This is a genomic window from Blautia sp. BIOML-A1 (assembly GCF_009883055.1).
Classification (GTDB): Bacteria; Bacillota; Clostridia; order Lachnospirales; family Lachnospiraceae; genus Blautia_A.
On sequence record NZ_WWVR01000010.1, the window covers coordinates 1 to 16,993 of the forward strand.

A 16,993-nucleotide genomic window follows, 5' to 3' on the forward strand; every position below is an offset into this window, starting at 1 on the left:
AATGCATTCCAAATCACCTTCGGTGATGGCATTTTGCCTTGTATGTCTCGGGATTTTGGCAAAAAACATGCCAAAACGCCTCGCGGGATACTACCTTCTGAATAGTTACTGTGTATCTAAAATTAACTTGATTGCCCACGGCGGTACATCCACATCCCGGTAGTCATCTTTCATAAAAACAAAAGCCGTGTCATATGGCGGCATCTTTGCCGGAAATACTCCGTACCCGTCTGTAAAATACAAAAGCCCCCGAAGCCTCTGAAAAGCTCCCATTTTCAGCAGATGCTCCACATAGGCAAATGCAGGGCGGAAATCCGTTCCCCCAAATCCTCTGACTGTAAAATCCGAAAGATAAGCCTCCATCTCTTTCTGGTTATGGATCACCTGATCATCCTGGATCTTCTCATCACACTGGATGATATGAACCTGTATTTTACGGAAAAAACTCTCCGACTCTGAAAGTACACTGTAGGTTTCCTCCAGGAACCGGCGGATCAGGCTTCCATTGCAGGACATGGAAGTATCGATCACGATCACAAAATCTTCGATTTTTTTCATTTCTTTTGTTTCCAGCGGTTCTATCAGAGGCATATTTCCATAGGTTTCCATGCCAAAATGATAATAAATCGGATCAAAAGAATCCATATCTACCTGCATTTCTTCCTTCAGCACAGAAAATTTGCGCAGAAATTCCCGGTAATCATAACGTTTTCTGTTTTCTGCCTGCAGATGCTCCACAAGTCCCGGTGAATCACCGGCAGCCTCCTTGGAAAAAAGTTCCATCTCTGTCTGCATTTTGCGGCGCATTTCTTCCCATTTTTTCTGTCGATCAGACATTGCGCTGCGATTGTTCGGTGTATACCAGAAATGATGATCATCCTTTCGAAACTCCTGCTCCAGCCGGGCAAGCTCTTCTTCCTCACATTTCAAAAGCACATAATACAGTTTTTCTGCGGTCAGTACCTTCTGATTCTCTCGCCACTTCTGATAGCATTCCCGCCGGAAACTGTTCGGTCGGATATAAACCGGTTTCTGGTAAAGCTCATCCAGAATACTCTCTGCTGCGATATCTGCCGCCAGATCCCAGATTCTCCATTCTCTCTCCTTCCTGCTCCACAAATGACAGAAAAGACAGTGCAGAAGTTCATGGAGATACAGCCTGTTGATCTGAATCTTGTTCTGCATAAACATGGGAAGCAGCCACTGCGGCGAAACATAAAGCAGCTTCCCATCTGTGCCGATCACCTGTGTTTCTGCAGATGGCACAACCTTAAGTCCACTGAGTGCACTCTGAAAAAAGTGCATGGAAACAGCCAGTTCATTGCGGGAATTTCTGAAAATATCCTGACAGATTTCCAATATCTCATCCTCTTTTTTTCGCTGCTCATGAACAAAATTTCCAAATTTATTTTTTTCTTCTCTGCTCACAGTTCAAATGCCTTTCTCTTTTTTCTTCCATGTTTCTGCAGCGTATCCATCAGAATGCTGACCCATCTGGAATCTCCGGATCGCTGAGCACGCTCCAGCATCTTTTCCGTCTGCTCTCTGTCCGGAGTGATTTTGTCAAGAATACTGTGCATTGCCTCGTATTCCTTATTTTTCCCAAGAACACCGACTGCATGCTCTCCATGCTCATGAAGATAGTCAATATATTTCTTTTCAGCTGTTTCCGTCAGATCCATAGGATATAAAATCCTGTCCAGTGCAAGCTTCAGAACAATCTCTTCCTCCTCCCATGCTTCCGCATAGGGAAAAAGCTTATCATATTCCAGAATATTGAGTTTCTTATGAAGAAAGCTGTTTCGATAACGGATTCCACTTCCATGCACATGATTTTCCAAAATCCTTGCCGGTGTATTTTCCACACCTTCCTCAAAGAATTCCGGAAACCAGAATCTTCCCTGCTCTCCATTTCTGTCCATATCAACTCTCAGCGTTTCCGGAAGCTCTGTCAGAATATCTCTCAGACTGGACTCTCCGTCTTCATCTGTTTTCACAGAAATCCTCTCAATTCTGTGACATCCTGTCAGTGCTCCGGCTCCGATATCTCTCAATTCCCCGCCAAAACTGATTTTTCTGAGACTGAAACAGTTATAAAACGCATATCTTCCGATTTTGCGAAGATACTCTGGAAGGATCAGTTCCTTTACGATATTTCCGGATATCTCCGGCATCCCATTTTCATCGGTAACACGCTGTCCGTTATCTGTACAAAAATTCCCGCTCAACTTACACTTTTCCAGATCCTTTCTGTCAATATGATCTGAAAAAACATACGCGCCAAGCTCCGTCACCAAAAGTCCCTCCAGCATCTCCGGCACTTCTACGATCTCGTCATTTCCAAATACCCGGTCTATACAGATTCCTGTTTTGTTTCTTCTATATAAATATATCATTTCTTATTCTTCGCCTGCCTCGCCTAAACGGATTTTTTCCATCTGTGCCTGGAACTCTTCCGGCATATGTTCAAAGAGATACGTCTTGCTGCTCTGACGCTGCTCATGCCACTGTGCTCTCGCATTTCTTTCTGTATCTTCGATTTCTTTCTTAAGTCCCTGTGCCGAAATCCTGTGTGCTCCCTGCCCCATGATGATAACCTGCTCAAGTCCATCCGAGGTCGCAACCGTCACCTGATACTGCCGTCCGATCTTATGGACTGTCTTTTCGATGTACTGATCCGCCGTTTCCGCCTCCCTGGTATACACAACATAAATATTGTGGTAGGTAAAAACCTCCTCCACATGCCCCTCAACCTTGTAGGCATCAAAGACCAGGATCAGTGTGCATTTACGATAACCCTGATAATTACTCAGGATATCCTTGAGCTTATCACAGGCCGCATGAATATTTTCTTTTGCCAGCTCATTCAGTTCTTCCCAGGAAAAAATAATATTGTATCCATCTACAAGAAGATATTCTTCTTTACGGGGCCTGCCCTGTCTGTAACGTACTGTCGGTGCTGTGGAATGTACCGTTTTTTTCTGGAATGCTGTCCGCTCATGTTTTACAGGACCGAAGGTTCTCTCAAAAATCGCCTGAAGTTCTTCCTCCTCTTCATAGCTTCCGCTGTAAGAAAATTTTCCGTTTTTTCCACCACTGTACCTGGAAACACTCGCATTTTCCACCGCTGTACCCGGATTTTCCGCACAATCCACATCATCATACCAGCTTTCGCCGCTCATTTCGTCAAACGCCAGCCCGCTGTTCAGATGCATGTAGTCTTCAACCTGATCCCACGGCACAACAAATCCGGCTCCATGTGCACAGAATACAGAACCTGTCGGATTCTCCAGATCCCCCTCCGGATCATATCCTATATTTTTGACGATTTCCTCCTGGTTCCTGCAGGGGGCATATCCTTTGAGCGTGCAGAAAAGCTTTCCTGTGCCATGTGTGTAGGCAACCACTTCCTTCTGATAATCACGCATCTGGGATACTGCTGCAGTTCCCTTAAGCACAGCAGTTGTTCCGTCTGTCTCCGGCGACTCAAAACTTCCCTGCATCTTCTGGACGTCTGCCATTGCTCTTCCAATCGTCTCTGCCGGCACTTCGAGCCGGAATTCATAATACGGTTCCAGAAGAATGTTCTTTGCTTTTCGAAGTCCCTGACGGACAGCACGGTAGGTTGCCTGTCGAAAATCACCGCCTTCTGTATGCTTCGTATGTGCACGGCCTGTCAGAAGAGTGATCTGTACATCCGTAAGTGGAGAACCTGTCAGCACACCGAGATGCTCTTTTTCCTCCAGATGTGTAAGGATCAGACGCTGCCAGTTTCTCGCAAGCACATCCTCACTGCATGCAGTAAAAAACTGACACCCGCTTCCCGGCTCTCCCGGCTCTATCAAAAGATGAACCTCCGCATAATGACGGAGCGGTTCAAAGTGCCCCACACCTTCTACCGGTTCCGCGATTGTTTCCTTGTAGACTATACTGCCCGCCCCAAACTCTACCGCTGTATTAAACCGGTCCCAGATCAGCTTCTTAAGGATTTCTATCTGTACTTCTCCCATCAGCTGCGCATGGATTTCTCCCAGCTGGCTGTCCCAGAGGATATGAAGTTCCGGCTCTTCCTCCTCAAGCTGCCGAAGCTTCTGAAGCATCTGATGCGGATCACAGTCCGCCGGAAGCTGGATCTGATAATTCAGGACAGGCTCCAGAACAGGAAGTTCAGACTCGCTTTCTATTCCAAGCCCCTCGCCCGGATAGGTTCTGCTAAGTCCTGTTACCGCGCAGACGGTTCCCGCATCTGCCTCTGTGATTGTTGTGTATTTTGCCCCTGAATACAGCCGGAGCTGATCTGCCTTTTCTTCCCAGTCCTCCTGTTTCTGTTTTACACCAGGCAGAGACTGTTTCCCTCTGGATGAGAGCAGCGTCTTTGCTTTGAGGCAGCCTCCTGTAATCTTCATATAAGTCAGACGGTTTCCCTGCTCGTCACGTGCGATCTTGAATACTTTTGCCCCAAACTCTTCCGGTCTTTGCGGCTCTGACGTATATTTCTGTATACCATTCCAGAAATCCTCCACGCCTTCCGCTTTCAGTGCAGAACCAAAATAGCATGGAAAAAGTTTTCTCTGAACAATCAGTTCTCTGATCTCTGCATCATCCACACTTCCTGTTTCAAGATACTTTTCCAGGAGCTTTTCATCACAGACTGCAATATTTTCCATCTGTTCCGGATCAAGAAGATATTCTGTAGAAGTATCCCCTTCTGTTCTTCCAAAGTCCACACAGTTTTCATGCAGATGGGTCTTAAGATCCGTAAGCAGTGCATCCCTATCTGTTCCATTCTGATCCATCTTGTTTACAAACAGAAAGACCGGAACCTTATATCTCTCCAGCAGCCTCCACAGCGTCATCGTGTGGCTCTGCACACCATCCATACCATTGATCACAAGGATCGCATAATCAAGTACCTGCAGCGTTCTCTCCATCTCCGCAGAGAAATCGACATGTCCCGGTGTGTCCAGAAGTGTCACTTCCATATCCTCTGTCTTAAGGATCGCCTGCTTGGAAAAAATCGTGATCCCACGTTCCTTTTCCAGTTCATAATTATCCAGAAAGGTGTCTCCATGATCCACACGTCCGATCTGCCTGATCACACCGCACAGATACAGAAGTCTTTCTGACAAAGTTGTCTTTCCGGCATCTACATGTGCCAGAATTCCTATCACCAGTTTTTTCATTTTTTTCTCTTCTTTCGAGTCATTCTTATTTTCTCAGGCTTCCTCTGTCACTTCTTCCATATACATAGGTGCAAGTCTGCGCACTATACTTTCACTGACAGAGACCAGCGTTGCAACATCTTTTTCCTGATTATTCAGGTAGGCATGAAAACATCCCTGGATGCAGAAAGAAAGCATGATGTCCTTCTCTGCATCATTCTGATAATCAGGATATTTCTCACAGATCAGCCGTTTCAGTTCTGTCTCCAGGCAGTCACCAAGGCGGGCTTTTTCTGTTCCCGAAAACAGAAGGTTGATCAGTGTATTATTGGAGATCAGTGCCATATAAAGATTCCGGGTAAACACACCCGGATTTTTAAACGGAGAATCCTGCTGGCTGGAGATATTCTTGAGCACAGTTACAATGGTTTCGGATTCCATCTTATCTGACAGAGCATAAATATCTTCATAATGGCTGTAAAATGTTGACTTATTGATCGCAGCCAGGCTGCAGAGTTCCTTCACCGTGATCTTCCCCAGTGGTTTGCGGGAGCGTAATTCCAGAAAAGCATTCTTGATCGCACGTTCTGTTTTTTCAATCCTGATATCCATATTTTTCTCTTTTCCGACGGTTTATTTCATAGGTTGCTTATCCGTCTTTCTCTTTTTATTGTTGCTGGACAAACCGTTTTTGTCTATTTATAGTATAATTAAAAAAACAACTCTTGTCCATTACAATCACAATTATATTAAGGAGAATATGCGTATGGATTTCTATGGATTTTACACAGGAAAAATTTTTGATGCTTATCAGTATCTTGGTGCACATACAGAAAAACACGGAGTAACCTTCCGCACCTTCGCACCTTCCGCGTCCAGGATCGCCGTGATCGGTGAATTCAACGACTGGCAGGAAGAAGAAATGAACAAGATTTATGATGGAAATTTCTGGGAATGCCACATTCCGGAAGCAAAACCTGGACAGATGTATAAATATCGTATTTATGACCGCAGCGGAAATCCGGTCGATCACTGTGATCCTTACGGTTTCGGCATGGAACTCCGTCCGAACAGTGCTTCCATCATCCGTGATATGAACCGATATAAGTTCAAGGATTCCAAATGGATGCAGAACCGCAGTGACTGCCGTCAGAAACCACTCAACATTTATGAAATTCATTTCGGTTCCTTCCGCAAGCCATCTGACAAAGCAGACGACTGGTATACCTACGAGGACATGATCGACATCCTGATCCCGTATCTTACCAAAAACGGATACAACTATCTTGAGATCATGCCTTTAAATGAATATCCATGTGATGAATCCTGGGGATATCAGGCAACCGGATTTTTCAGTCCTACCTCCAGATATGGAACTGCCGACCAGTTAAAAGCCTTTGTGGATGCCTGCCATAAACATGGGATTGGTGTTCTGATGGACTTTGTTCCTGTCCACTTTGCAGTGGATGCCTATGGTCTGGCAAATTATGACGGAACAGCCCTTTATGAATATCCAAACTCTGCCGTAGGTGTCAGTGAATGGGGAAGCTGCAATTTCATGCACTCCCGCGGTGAGACAAGAAGCTTCCTTCAGTCCTGTGCCAACTATTGGATGAGTGAGTTCCATATGGATGGAATCCGCATGGATGCAATCAGCCGTGCGATCTACTGGCAGGGTGATCCGGCACGCGGTGTAAATCTCAACGCCGTAGAGTTTCTCCAGTATATGAACCAAGGATTGAAACAACTCCACCCGTCTGCAATCCTTACAGCAGAAGATTCCACTTCCTTCCCGAAGGTTACTGATCCTGTTTCTCAGGGCGGGCTTGGTTTCGACTATAAATGGGATATGGGATGGATGAACGATACACTTGATTATTTCCGTACCGGTCCGGAATATCGTACAGAGAATTATCACAAACTCACCTTCTCCATGATGTATTATTATGATGCACGTTTTCTCCTTCCTCTGTCACATGACGAGGTGGTTCACGGCAAGGCAACAATCATGCAGAAGATGAACGGAGATTACGATAATAAGTTCCCGCAGGCACGTGCCCTGTATATGTATATGTATGCACATCCGGGCAAGAAGCTGAATTTCATGGGAAATGAGATCGGCCAGCTCCGTGAATGGGATGAGAAGCGCGAACAGGACTGGATGCTGCTTGATTATCCGATCCATGAAGGATTTGCCCGCTTCATGAAAGATTTGAACCATCTTTATCTTGAACACCCTGCACTCTGGGAAAAGGATTACGAAGCAGACGGCTTCCGATGGATCGACTGTCATCAGGAAGCAAACTGTATCTATGTCTTTGAGCGAGACAGTAAAAAAGAAAAAATCATTTCTCTGTTCAACTTCTCTGACCATGAACAGATGTATGAACTGAAGCTCCCGGGCGTTACCAGCCTTAAAGAACTTCTGAACAGCAATCTTGAAATTTACGGCGGCACACAGAAACGCAAGAGTACAGTCAAAACACTTGAAAATGACCGAATCCTTTTGACTCTTCCGCCATTTTCGGCTGTATATTACACTCCTGAGGTTTAAACTTCATAAATTTAGGGGGACATATCCTTTTGATATGTCCCCCTGTTTTTACTGTCTGCCATAACGGACAGCAAGTGTTTTCATTTCTTTTTGTAATTCTTTTGTGAACTGTCCTTCTTTTAATCTCCATTTCCAGTTCTTTCCAAGTGTGGAAGGCTGATTCATACGTGCAGAATTGTCAAGTCCCAGATAATCCTGCATTGGAATGATACACAGATTAGCAACACTTCGCATTACCAGACAGATCAGATCCTGACAAAGTTCCTTTCCGGAATCTCTGAAATTATTCAGATACTCACGAACCTGTCTTCTCTCTGCCGGAGTGATATCCTCAAGCCAGGAAACCAGAGTTTCATTGTCATGCGTTCCCGTATAAACAACACAGTTTCTCGGATAGTTATGAGGCAGGTAATCACTTGCATTTCCTGTATCGCGTTCATCAAAGGCAAACTCGATCACCTTCATGTTTGGATAACCGCTCTCTTCTACAAGCTGTTTTACACTGTCTGTCATATATCCAAGGTCTTCAGCGATGATCTCTCTGTCTCCCAGTCTTGCTGAGATTGCACGGAACAGGTCGATTCCCGGGCCTTTTTCCCACCAGCCGTTTTCTGCTGTCTTGTCTCCATATGGAATTGCATAGTATTCATCAAATCCGCGGAAATGGTCGATTCTTACGACATCGTACAGACGGAAGCAGTTGGAGATTCGCTTGATCCACCATTCATAACCGGAGTTGCGGTGTACTTCCCAGTTATACAGAGGATTTCCCCAGAGCTGTCCTGTTGCGGAAAATCCATCCGGCGGGCATCCTGCAACCTGTGTCGGGCAATTTTTCTCATCCAGCTTAAAGAGCCACGGATTTGCCCAGGTATCTGCACTGTCCATTGCCACATAGATCGGGATATCGCCGATGATCTGAATGCCGTTTTCATTTGCATAAGCTTTGAGTTTCATCCACTGCTGCCGGAATTTGAACTGCAGATACTCCTGAAATTCAATCTCAAAATACATTTCTTCTCTGTAATAATCCAGTGCATTCTGCCAGCGAAGACGGATATCCTCTGCCCACTCGCTCCACGGAATGCCTCCGAAACGCTTCTTCACCGCCATGAAAAGTGCATAGTCTTTAAGCCACCAGGCTTCTTCTTCCTGGAATTTACGGAATTCTGCATCCATATAGATGTCACTTTTCTCATATGCTTTACGCAGAAGGAGCATACGTCCTTCATATAATTTTGCATAGTCTACGCTGGTCTCATCTTCGCCAAAATCTACTTTGTCACATTCTTTCTTTGTCAGTACGCCTTCTTCGATCAGATCTTCAAGACTGATAAAATACGGATTTCCTGCAAATGTAGAGAAAGACTGGTACGGCGAATCACCATAGCTGGTCGGTCCAAGCGGAAGAATCTGCCAGTAGCTCTGTCCCGCTTCCTTAAGTGCATCCACAAATTCATAGGCTTTCTTGTCAAAACATCCGATTCCATATTTTGACGGCAGACTGCTTATCGGAAGCAGCACGCCACATTTTCTGTTCTGTCCCATTTTCTTTCCTCCCATGTATTCCTAACGCGGAAAAACCAGGCGTCCACTTACGCCCGGTAATCCTGATTATCCGTTATAGTTATTTTGTCATATATGAAGCAGAATCGTCAATGTTCAGAATTGATGGTTTATGTTAAATTTTTTAGATGTTTTGACTAATCTGAAAATGCGTCGATTCCTTTCTCTACTTTCCATACATTTTCCGGCTGCATCTGTCTGCACATTTTGAATATATTTTTTGCATTTGCGGGATACTACTTTCTGAATAGTGCTACTGTTCACAGCAACCTGGTCATAATTACTACTTATCATTATAAAGGAGCATTTCTTTATGAAAAATAAAATTCCGCACAGTTCTTCGCCTTCTAACCAGGAGATCATGGATTCTTATGATTTTCTGGCAAATTCCGCATCCACCCAGGACTGCACCGGTCTGATTCCTTCGGGTCCGGTGAATGAGGATGAGTTAACGTCTTATGAGACGGTTTACCATTATCTGCCGCCCCAGATCAAAAATCCCAAAAAGGAACCAGAAGACAGGAAACATCTGTAAACAGACTCAAAAGTCCCATAAGGTCATATCAGACCTCAGGGACTTTTGCTGTTTTATTTTTCAGCTGCTTTTGCAGCATATTCTGTTGTTACAAGATTTTCGTATGATACACGTTCCTTCAGTTCACCTGCATCTTCCAGGATATCTTCCAGAAGCTCAAAACTCTCTTTCTCGAAAATGAGGTTTGATTTCCAGGTATCCTGATCGTAATAACGTTTTACGATAGTTGTAACTGTGTCGAGGTCTGTTTCCGCAAACTGAGGAGCAATCACCTTAGCGATTTCTTCTGGTGTGTGTGTCTGGACGTATTCCATGCCTTTCTGGAGAGCATCTGTAAATTTCTGGATAATTTCAGGGTTCTTCTCCATGTAACTGGTCTTTGCACTGTAGGAAGTATATGGAACATATCCGGAATCTACACCGAGAGAAGCCACCACATATCCTGCTCCTTCTTTTTCCAGTGCTGTCGCAGACGGCTCAAATTCCACTGTAAAGTCTGACGAAGTGTCTCCCGAAAAAGCTGCTGCCGTGGAACCAAAATCAATACTCTGGTCGATCATCAGATCTTTCTGTGGATCCAGACCGTTTTTGCGGAGAATATACTCAAACACCATTTCCGGCATGCCGCCTTTACGCCCGCCAAGAATTTTCTTATCTTTCAGATCTTCCCATTTAAAATCCGGCATTTCTTCTCTTGCCACAAGAAAATTTCCGGCACGCTGGGTCAGCTGTGCAAAGTTTACAACAGGATCCGTAGCTCCCTCCTGATAGGCATAGACAGATGCTTCCGCTCCCATAAATCCAATATCTGCCTCACCGGATATTACAGCAGTCATTGTCTTATCTGCTCCAAAACCAGTCACAAGTGTCAGATCCAGCCCCTCATCTTTAAAATATCCCTCTTCGATTGCCACATACTGCGGTGCATAAAAGATTGAATGTGCCACTTCATTTAAGGTAACTTTTGTAAGCTTCGGCTCCTCTTTCTTTGCAGCAAACACTCCCATCGGTAGTGCAGTCACCGACAGAACGACTGCTGCCGCCAGTGAAATCCATTTTTTATTTTTCATGCAGATTCTCCTTTACCGACTTCTTCTGTTAGAGTATGCAGAGAATAAAAGATTGTGAAGGCATTCATAATTTGTTATAATTTTCTGAAAGGAATTACAGCCGCCATTTACCATAAAAATTTCGAAGGTAATATTACTCAGACGAAAGGCACTTATATGGAAAAAAATCTTACAGGCAATTACGAAAAACAGATATATATCGGAAGAGACTTGTTTTTGAAATATAATCAGGATATGCTGATAAAGAAATATAAATTGAAAAATGACGACGCATACCTGTACCTGAATTATATCGGAACAGAATATCGGATCAGCCGCTCAGATGGTTCCATCGAATATATAGCCGAAGGCATCTGGAAAATCTGCAAAGAATATTCAATTGTTATGACGATCTACGACCTGCTCTGCTACTCAGAAGATAAACCGCTTCCTCCGCTTACAGGACAATGGCAGCCGGTAACCAGATTTATTCCCACCGGAAGCAGTCCGTCCGGAGATGTGTTTACCCCTAAATATGAAGCAGCATTCTCCGGCAAAGTAAATGCCGTCAGCCAGGCCTGTCTCTGTCTGGGAGGGGAATTACAGAAACGCCTGGCCGGGGCGGATCTGACTTTTGAAATGCCTGTTATGGGAGATTTCTCTGTGCTGTTCCAGTTCTGGGACGCTGATGAGGAATTCCCGGCAAAAATCTTATTGTTGTGGGATAAGGTATCCTTATCGTATCTTCATTTTGAGACGACCTTTTATCTCCAGGGAGATTTACTTGAAGCGATATTGCAGAAAGTCAACAGTTAATCTTTTCGTAGCTGTTCACAGGTAATATCCCGCGAGGTGTTTTGCCATGGATATGGCAAAATCCCGAGACATACGGGGCAAAATGCCATTCTCCGTCAATCTTGCCATGTTTCGACAAAAGCCTTATAATAGAAGCTACCTGTATCAAATCATAGTTTTAGGAGGTTAACAGCATGAAGTTCAATCCATTCTGTATGTGCTGTGCTGTCAGCAAACAGGAACAGAAAATCCGTTCCTTCCAGGATATGGACAAAAAAGTCGAATATATGAAAAAGGTCATGGACCGTATGGCATCTATCGACGAGGAAGACTGTGCTCCCAGTGTCTCTATTGAATTAAAAAAGATGTTCAGTGACTTCTGGGATCAGCCTATGGAAGATTACAGTTCTGCCAAAAAAGAATTTAACCAGCTTATGCTGGATCTGGAGGATTCCCTTGAAGAAAAGATCCGTCATTCTGACGATCCGCTGGAAACGGCACTTCTTTATGCCCGTATTGGCAACTACATTGATTTTGCCGCACTTTCAGATGTAAACTCTGATACCGTTCTGACTCTTCTTGAGGAGGACAACAAGGATCCTCTTGATACACAGGAATATCTGCACTTTCGTAAAGACCTGGATTCTGCTTCCCGTCTTGTCTATCTGACAGACAACTGCGGAGAAGTGGTTCTTGACAAACTGGTCATCAAGCTTCTTAAAGAACTCTATCCAGAGCTTGACATCACGGTGATTGTCAGAGGTTTTCCTGCGATTAATGATGCAACCTTTGAGGACGCCCGCGATATCGGACTTACTGAGATAACCCGCGTGATCGGAAACGGAAATGATGTTGGCGGTACCTGGCTTCCCCATATCAGTGCCAAAGCCCGTGAAATGCTTGAAACTGCTGATCTCATCATTTCCAAGGGACAGGGCAATTATGAAACCCTTCATGACTGCGGACTGAACATCTATTACCTGTTCCTGTGCAAGTGTGAATGGTTCCAGTATCAGTTTAAAGCCAGACCACTGCAGGGTATGTTCATAAACGAACGCCGCATCTGACAGGTTGACGAAACTTTTCCCCCTTTTCGTCAATCTGTCAAGAATCCTCCGGAATCTTTGTAAAAATCTTCACTGGTATCACTCCCGGGTTTTCGCTATACTGATAACAGTTCAAAACGAAAGCAAAAACTATTACAAATATTTTGGAGGAATAAGAAATGGCAAGTTTATCTTTACAGCATATTAACAAGACATATCCAAACGGTTTTGAAGCCGTTAAAGATTTCAACCTTGAGATCGAAGATAAAGAGTTTATCATCTTTGTAGGACCTTCCGGATGTGGTAAATCTACTACACTTCGTATGGTAGCCGGACTGGAAGAGATCACTAGCGGTACTTTAAAGATCGGTGACAAAGTTATGAACGATGTAGAGCCGAAGGATCGTGATATCGCAATGGTATTCCAGAACTACGCCCTGTATCCTCATATGACAGTATATGATAACATGGCATTCGGACTGAAACTTCGTAAAGTTCCGAAGGACGAGATCGACAAAGCAGTTCGTGAAGCAGCAAGAATCCTTGACCTTGACAAACTTCTTGATCGTAAACCGAAGGCTCTTTCCGGTGGACAGAGACAGCGTGTTGCCATGGGACGTGCTATCGTTCGTAATCCTAAGGTATTCCTTATGGATGAGCCGCTCTCCAACCTGGATGCAAAACTTCGTGTACAGATGCGTATCGAGATTTCCAAGATCCACCAGAGACTGGGCGCTACCATCATCTACGTAACACATGACCAGACAGAGGCTATGACTCTTGGTACCAGAATCGTTGTTATGAAAGACGGAGTTGTTCAGCAGGTAGATACACCTCAGAACCTGTACCAGAAACCAGGCAATCTCTTCGTTGCAGGATTCATGGGATCTCCGCAGATGAACTTCCTTGATGTTCAGATCAAAGAAAAAGGTTCTGACCTCGTTGCAGTATTAGGCAAGGATGAATTGGTTATCCCGGCAGCTAAAGCTAAGGCACTCAAAGATGGCGGCTATGTAGGCAAAACTGTTGTTATGGGTATTCGTCCGGAAGATGTTTCCGATACACCAAACGGTTCCATGTCTTCTACAGTTAAGGTTTATGAGCTTCTCGGTGCAGAAGTATTCCTGTACTTCGATGTAAACGGAACTCAGATCACAGCTCGTGTTGATCCTGGCACAAAAGCAAAAACAGGCGATCCTGTTAAATTCGACTTCGATATGGAAAAAACTCACTTCTTCGACAAAGATTCTGAGCTTGTTATCACAAACTAAGATAAATTCATCAAAATTTAAAACCCGGGGGATTTTTCCCCGGGTTTTTGTTTTTCAGAAAGGAAGATATTATGTCTATACAGAGAACTTTGCAGAAATGTATGGAAGACTGGAAACAAATCAGCAATCTTGATTTCTGTCTTCTTCAGGAGGATAATTCCGTTTTTGTCACTACCTGTCAGAAACGGCTTCCCTCTCTGAACAAGCTCGCTGATTTTCGGAGCGATCCTGCATTATGCATTGCCAACAGCACTTACTGTCTTTACAAAATCCTGGATCGGGATGAACTTCTGTATATTCTGATCGTATGGGGAAGCAGCGAAAATGCTTCTACGATTGGTGAACTGGCTGTATGCCAGATCAGAAGCCTTATTGAGGCTTATTCGGAAAAAAATGATAAAAATGCTTTTATGCAGAAACTGCTGCTCGGCTCTTACAACGAAGTGGAGGCTTTTAACAAAGCCAAAAAGCTTCATGTCTCTTCTACCTGCCAGAGAGCTGTTTTTCTGGTTGAGACCAAACAGACCGAAGATGAACATGCACTGACTATGATCCGGAATATTTTCTCTGCCAGAACACATGATTTTATTACATCTGTGGATGATAAAGGGATTATTATTGTACGAGAACTGGTTTCTACTGAGACCTATGCAAATCTGGAAGCTACAGCCCATATGCTGGTCGATATGCTCGGTTCAGAGGCCATGACACAGGCCTGGGTTTCTTACAGTAATGTGGCAGACAGCCTCAAAGAGCTTGCAAACGCATATAAAGAAGCCAAAATGGCTCTTGAGATAGGCAAGATCTTTTATTCTGAAAAAAATGTATTCGGATATCGAAATCTTGGGATCGGCCGTCTGATCTATCAGCTTCCGGTGGAAATCTGTGAGATGTTTATCGAAGAAATTTTTAACGGTGAATCCCTGGATGCGATCGATGGAGAAACCCTGAATATTATACGGACATTTTTTGAAAACAATCTGAACTTGTCTGAAACATCCCGACAGCTGTATGTCCACAGAAATACTCTGGTATATCGTTTTGAGAAGATTCAGAAGAAATTCGGACTGGATCTGAGAACCTTTGAGGATGCGATGACATTCAAACTTGCGATGCTTGTCTCAGGATATCTGCGGTATACAAACAACTAAAAAAAGAAGGCTTTTGCGAAATGCGAAGGCCTTCTTTTTTCATTTTAACAGCATGAGATGTTCCGGAGGTAAATATAAATATGCCGGGAGATTGAAATCGGAGGACTCCCGGAAATTAGATTTTGGCCGCATCCACCAGAGAACAGCCTTTGAATCTGCATCCGGACATTTAATAAGATATTGATGTTCGAAGGTAGTTTCTATATATTCCTGCACTTCAAATGGAATGCAATTCTGCCCATCGGTTTCGACAGGTCTGATCCAGTGTCCCCTGATGGCAATATGAGTAAATTCATCTGTCACTTCCCGGGCAGTGCAAAGCCTGATTCCCCAGTCAATCGCTTCCACCTCATAATATCCAAGCTTACGGATCCTGGAGTTGTTTTTGCAGCCGGTAAGGCGGGCAGCCTCGATGAGCCCCGGCTGTTCAAAAATCCGTCTAGTCTCTCCGAAAGTCAGAGTTCTTCCGTCTTTAAGGAGCATAAGCTCTTTGCAGAACCGGAAGGCCTCATCTCTGCTGTGCGTTACCATGATCATATCACCCTGATATTGTTTCAGGAAATCTTCCATATCTTTCTGAAGCGTATCTTTGAGATAACCGTCAAGTGCAGAAAATGGTTCATCGAGAAGAATCACCTCAGGCTCACCGATCATCATTCTCGCCAGAGCCACCCTCTGCTGCTGTCCACCGGAAAGCTGAGACGGATAACGGTCCTCCAGGCCTTCAAGCTGATATCTTCTGATGAAATCAGTTACTTTTTCATCTAGTTTCTCTTTTGCACCGCGAAAACCGCATGTAATATTATCCCTGACTGTCATCGTCGGAAAAAGTGCATAATTCTGAAACAGATACCCGATCCGGCGATCCTGTGGTTTGAGATTGATTTTTTTTTCGGAATCAAAGACAGTTTTTCCATTGATGATGATCTTTCCTTTATCCGGCTTTTCAATTCCACAAATACATCTGAGCGTCATGCTCTTGCCGCTTCCGGATGCTCCAAGTATTCCTGTCGCAGAGCTTTTGCTATCGAATGCTGTCTTTAATGAAAAACCCCTGAAGTTCTTTTCTATTTCTACATGTACTGCCATCAGATCCACCTTCTGCTCTTCATTCCCCTTCCGGAGACGATATTGATAAGTACCACGATCACAAATGAGATCACCACGATCACCACAACCCAGAAACCGGCAACGTCATAATTTCCTGCTGCGGTTTCTGATGCAATGGCCACAGATACGGTTCTTGTCTTGCCAAGGATATTTCCCGCAAGCATGGAAGTCGCACCGTACTCTCCGATCGCTCTCGCAAATGCCAGCACAGTTCCGGAGGCAATTCCCGGACCCGCAGCCGGTACGATCACCTTCCAGAAAATCTTTCTGTCACTCATTCCCAGCGTCTGTCCTGCATAGATCAGGTTCACATCCACCTGTTCAAAGGCAGCCCTGGCGTTGCGGTACATCAATGGGAATGCGATCACTGCTGCCGCAATCACACATCCCTTCCAGGTCTGCACCACCTTAAAATCAAAGCTGTCCATCAGAAACTTACCGAATGGTCTCCGAAGACTGAAGATCAGCAGGAGGAAAAATCCTGCAACAGTCGGCGGAAGAACCAGCGGCATAGTGAGAATGCCGTCCAGAATCGCTCTTGAAGCCGGTTTGAGCTTCATGATTTTTCTTGCACAGAAAATTCCCAGAAAAAAGGCAATTGTCGTTGCAACTACACCTGTCTTTAACGATATCCACAGTGGACTCCAGTTTATTTCCTGTAAAAATTCCATTGTTTCTCATTTCCCCTTTAGCAGAAAAAGAGGCAGCTGTAACTCCTGCCTCTTTCTGACTGTTTGTCATATTCAAGAATGCC

14 protein-coding genes are annotated in these 16,993 nt (G+C 44.4%); 6 read left to right on the forward strand and 8 right to left on the reverse strand.

What is annotated here, in order from left to right:
- Positions 1-105: 105 nt before the first annotated feature.
- The 4 genes from GT674_RS06320 to GT674_RS06335 are packed head-to-tail and all read right to left on the reverse strand — an operon-like array spanning position 106 to position 5,774.
- On the reverse strand, positions 106-1,428 hold the full coding sequence (locus GT674_RS06320; protein ID WP_161284921.1) for a vWA domain-containing protein: 1,323 nt from the start codon (positions 1,426-1,428) through the stop codon (positions 106-108).
- Positions 1,425-2,396, reverse strand: a complete 972-nt coding sequence (locus tag GT674_RS06325) for a leucine-rich repeat protein (protein WP_161284922.1) — start codon at positions 2,394-2,396, stop codon at positions 1,425-1,427. The genes GT674_RS06320 and GT674_RS06325 overlap by 4 nt, the downstream gene beginning before the upstream one ends.
- A gap of 3 nt (positions 2,397-2,399) precedes the next feature.
- Entirely contained in the window at positions 2,400-5,183 is a 2,784-nt protein-coding gene (locus GT674_RS06330) for a translation factor GTPase family protein (protein ID WP_161284923.1), read from the reverse strand.
- A gap of 33 nt (positions 5,184-5,216) precedes the next feature.
- Positions 5,217-5,774, reverse strand: a complete 558-nt coding sequence (locus tag GT674_RS06335; protein ID WP_161284924.1) for a TetR/AcrR family transcriptional regulator — start codon at positions 5,772-5,774, stop codon at positions 5,217-5,219.
- A 154-nt stretch (positions 5,775-5,928) separates the two neighbouring features.
- Here GT674_RS06335 and glgB point away from each other — a divergent pair, with 154 nt between their 5' ends.
- Positions 5,929-7,716, forward strand: coding sequence for a 1,4-alpha-glucan branching protein GlgB (gene glgB, locus GT674_RS06340; RefSeq protein WP_161284925.1), 1,788 nt, complete (start codon positions 5,929-5,931; stop codon positions 7,714-7,716).
- A 48-nt stretch (positions 7,717-7,764) separates the two neighbouring features.
- Here glgB and malQ read toward each other — a convergent pair whose 3' ends face one another.
- Complete coding sequence (gene malQ / locus GT674_RS06345; RefSeq protein WP_161284926.1) at positions 7,765-9,264, reverse strand: 4-alpha-glucanotransferase; 1,500 nt, start codon at positions 9,262-9,264, stop codon at positions 7,765-7,767.
- A gap of 331 nt (positions 9,265-9,595) precedes the next feature.
- On the opposite strand from malQ, the gene GT674_RS06350 reads away from it, so the two are divergent.
- Complete coding sequence (locus GT674_RS06350) at positions 9,596-9,817, forward strand: hypothetical protein (RefSeq protein ID WP_161284927.1); 222 nt, start codon at positions 9,596-9,598, stop codon at positions 9,815-9,817.
- Positions 9,818-9,870: 53 nt separating this feature from the next.
- Here GT674_RS06350 and GT674_RS06355 read toward each other — a convergent pair whose 3' ends face one another.
- Entirely contained in the window at positions 9,871-10,887 is a 1,017-nt protein-coding gene (locus GT674_RS06355; protein WP_161284928.1) for an ABC transporter substrate-binding protein, read from the reverse strand.
- Between the two features lie 156 nt (positions 10,888-11,043).
- Here GT674_RS06355 and GT674_RS06360 point away from each other — a divergent pair, with 156 nt between their 5' ends.
- The 4 genes from GT674_RS06360 (at position 11,044) to GT674_RS06375 (ending at position 15,129) form a co-directional block, all read left to right on the forward strand.
- On the forward strand, positions 11,044-11,682 hold the full coding sequence (locus GT674_RS06360) for a DUF3786 domain-containing protein (protein ID WP_227240251.1): 639 nt from the start codon (positions 11,044-11,046) through the stop codon (positions 11,680-11,682).
- 173 nt (positions 11,683-11,855) lie between these two features.
- A complete protein-coding gene (locus GT674_RS06365; protein ID WP_161284929.1) occupies positions 11,856-12,728 on the forward strand; it encodes a damage-control phosphatase ARMT1 family protein in 873 nt (290 codons plus the stop codon).
- A gap of 158 nt (positions 12,729-12,886) precedes the next feature.
- Positions 12,887-13,978, forward strand: a complete 1,092-nt coding sequence (locus GT674_RS06370; RefSeq protein ID WP_161284930.1) for an ABC transporter ATP-binding protein — start codon at positions 12,887-12,889, stop codon at positions 13,976-13,978.
- A 71-nt stretch (positions 13,979-14,049) separates the two neighbouring features.
- Complete coding sequence (locus tag GT674_RS06375; protein WP_161284931.1) at positions 14,050-15,129, forward strand: PucR family transcriptional regulator; 1,080 nt, start codon at positions 14,050-14,052, stop codon at positions 15,127-15,129.
- Positions 15,130-15,168: 39 nt separating this feature from the next.
- Here GT674_RS06375 and GT674_RS06380 read toward each other — a convergent pair whose 3' ends face one another.
- A complete protein-coding gene (locus GT674_RS06380) occupies positions 15,169-16,218 on the reverse strand; it encodes a sulfate/molybdate ABC transporter ATP-binding protein (RefSeq protein WP_161284932.1) in 1,050 nt (349 codons plus the stop codon).
- Entirely contained in the window at positions 16,218-16,910 is a 693-nt protein-coding gene (gene modB, locus GT674_RS06385) for a molybdate ABC transporter permease subunit (protein WP_161284933.1), read from the reverse strand. Before modB ends, GT674_RS06380 begins: the two co-directional genes overlap by 1 nt.
- Positions 16,911-16,993 lie beyond the last annotated feature (83 nt).

What these genes read in the sequence shown, in the direction of transcription:
- GT674_RS06360 (WP_227240251.1), top strand. Translation starts at nt 11,044, where the DNA reads ATGGAAAAAAATCTTACAGGCAATTACGAAAAACAGATATATATCGGA.
- GT674_RS06370 (WP_161284930.1), top strand. Translation starts at nt 12,887, where the DNA reads ATGGCAAGTTTATCTTTACAGCATATTAACAAGACATATCCAAACGGT.
- GT674_RS06380 (WP_161284932.1), bottom strand. Translation starts at nt 16,218, where the DNA reads ATGGCAGTACATGTAGAAATAGAAAAGAACTTCAGGGGTTTTTCATTA.
- GT674_RS06365 (WP_161284929.1), top strand. Translation starts at nt 11,856, where the DNA reads ATGAAGTTCAATCCATTCTGTATGTGCTGTGCTGTCAGCAAACAGGAA.
- GT674_RS06350 (WP_161284927.1), top strand. Translation starts at nt 9,596, where the DNA reads ATGAAAAATAAAATTCCGCACAGTTCTTCGCCTTCTAACCAGGAGATC.
- malQ (WP_161284926.1), bottom strand. Translation starts at nt 9,264, where the DNA reads ATGGGACAGAACAGAAAATGTGGCGTGCTGCTTCCGATAAGCAGTCTG.
- GT674_RS06330 (WP_161284923.1), bottom strand. Translation starts at nt 5,183, where the DNA reads ATGAAAAAACTGGTGATAGGAATTCTGGCACATGTAGATGCCGGAAAG.
- GT674_RS06355 (WP_161284928.1), bottom strand. Translation starts at nt 10,887, where the DNA reads ATGAAAAATAAAAAATGGATTTCACTGGCGGCAGCAGTCGTTCTGTCG.
- glgB (WP_161284925.1), top strand. Translation starts at nt 5,929, where the DNA reads ATGGATTTCTATGGATTTTACACAGGAAAAATTTTTGATGCTTATCAG.
- GT674_RS06335 (WP_161284924.1), bottom strand. Translation starts at nt 5,774, where the DNA reads ATGGATATCAGGATTGAAAAAACAGAACGTGCGATCAAGAATGCTTTT.
- GT674_RS06325 (WP_161284922.1), bottom strand. Translation starts at nt 2,396, where the DNA reads ATGATATATTTATATAGAAGAAACAAAACAGGAATCTGTATAGACCGG.
- modB (WP_161284933.1), bottom strand. Translation starts at nt 16,910, where the DNA reads ATGGAATTTTTACAGGAAATAAACTGGAGTCCACTGTGGATATCGTTA.
- GT674_RS06375 (WP_161284931.1), top strand. Translation starts at nt 14,050, where the DNA reads ATGTCTATACAGAGAACTTTGCAGAAATGTATGGAAGACTGGAAACAA.